2 protein-coding genes and 1 rRNA gene are annotated in these 3,470 nt (G+C 68.9%); all 3 read left to right on the top strand.

Annotation, left to right across the window (positions count from 1 at the left end; translation table 11 throughout):
- Positions 1–87: ribosomal RNA gene (gene rrf, locus ABZ641_RS29790) — 5S ribosomal RNA — on the top strand; the annotation flags it as partial.
- Positions 88–190: 103 nt separating this feature from the next.
- Positions 191–802: a CDP-diacylglycerol--glycerol-3-phosphate 3-phosphatidyltransferase gene (gene pgsA, locus ABZ641_RS29785; RefSeq protein ID WP_344624327.1), complete on the top strand. Its 612-nt coding sequence runs from the start codon at positions 191–193 to the stop codon at positions 800–802.
- A gap of 145 nt (positions 803–947) precedes the next feature.
- Entirely contained in the window at positions 948–3,443 is a 2,496-nt protein-coding gene (locus tag ABZ641_RS29780) for a mannose-1-phosphate guanyltransferase (protein ID WP_344624326.1), read from the top strand.
- Positions 3,444–3,470 lie beyond the last annotated feature (27 nt).

Raw genomic sequence — 3,470 nt, 5'->3', positions numbered from 1 at the left:
GGTCACATTCCGAACCCGGAAGCTAAGCCTCGTAGCGCCGATGGTACTGCAGGGGGGACCCTGTGGGAGAGTAGGACGCCGCCGAACAATTCTTCATGGCAAAGCCCCCACCCAGCAGGGTGGGGGCTTTGTTGTTGTAAGGTCAATGCCGCACACGTTCACGGCGGTACAGCTGTCAGGAGGGTCCCAGGTGGAGGTTCAGGAGACGCGGGTGCAGACGGACCGCGTCCTCACCATCCCCAACCTGCTGAGCATGGCCCGGCTGGTGGGTGTGCCCATCTTCCTGTGGCTGATCCTCTGGCCGGTGTTCGGCGGGCCGGAGAACGACGGCTGGGCGATCGTCGTGCTGATGCTGAGCGGCGTCAGCGACTACCTGGACGGCAAGCTCGCGCGGCGCTGGGGTCAGGTGAGCCGGCTCGGCCAGATCCTGGATCCGGCGGCGGACCGGCTGTACGTGCTGTCCACGCTGGTCGGTCTGACGTGGCGTGAGATCCTGCCGCTGTGGGTCACCGTCGTGCTGCTGGCGCGCGAACTGTTCATCGGCTCGCTGCTTCCCATTCTCAATCGGCACGGTTACGGGCCGCTCCAGGTGAGTTTCCTGGGGAAGGCGGCCACGTTCAATCTGATGTACGCCTTTCCGCTTCTGCTGCTCGGCAACGGGGAGAGCTGGCTGGCCACGGTCGCCGAGCCGGTCAGCTGGGCATTCATCTGGTGGGGCACGGTGCTCTACTGGTGGGCCGGCATCCTGTACGCCGTCCAGGCCCGGCAGCTGGTGCGGGCGGACCGTACGGCCGCCGTTTGAGCGGGCTGTTTGCACGCTGCTGACAAGATCTCCACGTCCGACTTGCCACGACACGGTGAGTCGGACGTTTTTATCCGGGTAGAGAAGCTCTGGAACGGTTTGATGGATCTGCAGGGTTCACCACCGCGAAGGAGGACGCACCCGAATGAAAGCCGTTGTGATGGCGGGTGGCGAAGGCACTCGACTCCGTCCGATGACGTCGAGCATGCCCAAGCCACTACTGCCGGTGGCCAACAGGCCGATCATGGAGCACGTGCTGCGGCTGCTACGGCGGCACGGTCTCACGGACACCGTGGTGACCGTCCAGTTCCTGGCCTCCCTGGTGAAGAACTACTTCGGGGACGGCGAAGAGCTGGGGATGAACCTCACCTATGCCAATGAAGAGGTCCCGCTCGGTACCGCGGGCAGTGTGAAGAACGCCGAGGACGCGCTCAAGGACGACTCGTTTCTGGTGATCTCCGGTGACGCGCTCACCGATTTCGATCTTTCCGAGTTGGTGGCCTTCCACCGTGAGAAGGGCGCGCTGGTCACCGTCTGCCTGACCCGGGTGCCCAACCCGTTGGAGTTCGGCATCACGATCACCGACGAGGAGGGGCGGGTCGAGCGCTTCCTGGAGAAGCCGACCTGGGGCCAGGTCTTCTCGGACACGGTGAACACCGGCATCTACGTGATGGAACCCGAGGTCTTCTCCTACGTCGCGGCCGGCGAGTCGGTCGACTGGTCGAGCGACGTCTTCCCGCAGTTGCTCAAGGAGGGCAAGCCGGTCTACGGCTACGTCGCCGAGGGCTACTGGGAGGACGTGGGCACGCACGAGAGCTACCTGAAGGCGCAGGCGGACGTCCTCGAGGGCAAGGTCGACGTCGAGCTGGACGGCTTCGAGATCTCGCCGGGTGTGTGGGTGGCCGAGGGCGCCGAGGTCGACCCCGAGGCGATCCTGCGCGGTCCGCTGTACATCGGCGACTACGCAAAGGTCGAGGCCGGGGTTGAGCTGCGCGAGCACACCGTGCTGGGCAGCAACGTGGTCGTCAAGCGCGGTGCCTTCCTGCACAAGGCGGTCATCCACGACAACGTGTACGTCGGCCCGCAGTGCAACCTGCGCGGCTGCGTGATCGGCAAGAACACCGACGTGATGCGGGCCGCGCGGATCGACGAGGGTGCGGTGATCGGCGACGAGTGCCTGATCGGCGAGGAGTCGCTGCTGGCGGGCAACGTCCGGGTCTATCCGTTCAAGACCATCGAGGCCGGCGCGGTCGTCAACACCTCGGTGATCTGGGAGTCCCGCGGCCAGGAGCACCTGTTCGGCGTGCGCGGCGTCTCCGGCATCCTGAACGTGGAGATCACTCCGGAGCTCGCCGTCCGGCTGGCCGGCGCGTACGCCACCACCCTCAAGAAGGGGGCGACGGTCACCATCGCGCGTGACCACTCGCGTGGTGCCCGGGCGCTCAAGCGGGCGATGATCTCGGCGCTGCAGACCAGCGCGATCGACGTCCGCGACCTGGAGAACGTCCCGATGCCGGTCGCGCGGCAGAACACCGCGCGCGGCAGTGCGGGCGGCATCTTCCTGCGGACCACGCCGGGAGTGCCGGACTCGCTGGACATCCTGTTCTTCGACGGGGCCGGCGCCGACCTCTCGCAGGCGAGCCAGCGGAAGCTGGACCGCGTGTACGCGCGCCAGGAGTTCCGGCGGGCCTTCCCCGGTGAGATCGGCGACCTGCTGCACCCGTCCAGCGTGTTCGACTCGTACGCGCGGAACCTGCTGCGGGCGGTCGACACCAGCGGGGTGCGCGAGGCCGGCCTGAAGGTCGTGGTGGACGCCGCGCACGGCAGTGCGGGGCTCGTCCTGCCGAGCATCCTCGGCCGGCTCGGCGTCGAGACGCTCACCGTCGACAGCGGCCTCGACGAGGCCCGGCCGACCGAGGACGCCGAGGAGCGGCGGGCCGCGCTGGCCCGGCTCGGTGAGCTGGTGGCGTCCTCGCGGGCGGCGTTCGGTGTGCGCTTCGACCCGGTCGGCGAGCGGGTGTCGTTCGTCGACGAGCTCGGCCGGGTGATCCAGGACGACCGGGCACTGCTGGTGCTGCTCGACCTGGTCGCGGCGGAGCGGCGCAGCGGCCAGGTGGCGCTGCCGGTGACGACGACCCGGATCGCCGAGCAGGTCGCGGCGTATCACGGCACCCAGGTGACCTGGACGACCACCTCGCCGGACGACCTCGCGAAGGCGGCCGCGGAGGAGGGCACGGTGTTCGGCGGCGACGGGCGCGGCGGGTTCGTGGTGCCCGAGTTCAGCGGTGTGCTGGACGGTCCGGCGGCGTTCGTCCGGCTGGTCGGCCTGGTGGCCCGCACCCAGCTCACGCTGAGCCAGATCGACGCCCGGATCCCGCAGGCGCACATCAAGCGGCGCGACATCGCGACGCCGTGGGCGGCCAAGGGCATGGTGATGCGCTCGGTGGTGGAGGCGGCCGGCAGCCGGCGGCTGGACACCACGGACGGCGTGCGCGTGGTCGAGGCCGACGGCCGGTGGACGCTCGTCCTGCCGGACCCGGCCGAGGCGGTCACCCACCTGTGGGCGGAGGGCCCCGACGACGAGGCCACCGAGCAGCTGCTCGACGAGTGGGCGGCGGTGGTGGACTCGGCCGGACGCTGAGGGAACACCGTCCGGTGACCCGGCCGG

It is taken from the genome of Kitasatospora sp. NPDC007106 (assembly GCF_040634455.1).
Classification (GTDB): Bacteria; Actinomycetota; Actinomycetes; order Streptomycetales; family Streptomycetaceae; genus Kitasatospora; species Kitasatospora arboriphila.
This window is presented reverse-complemented; position numbering and strand designations above follow the sequence as displayed.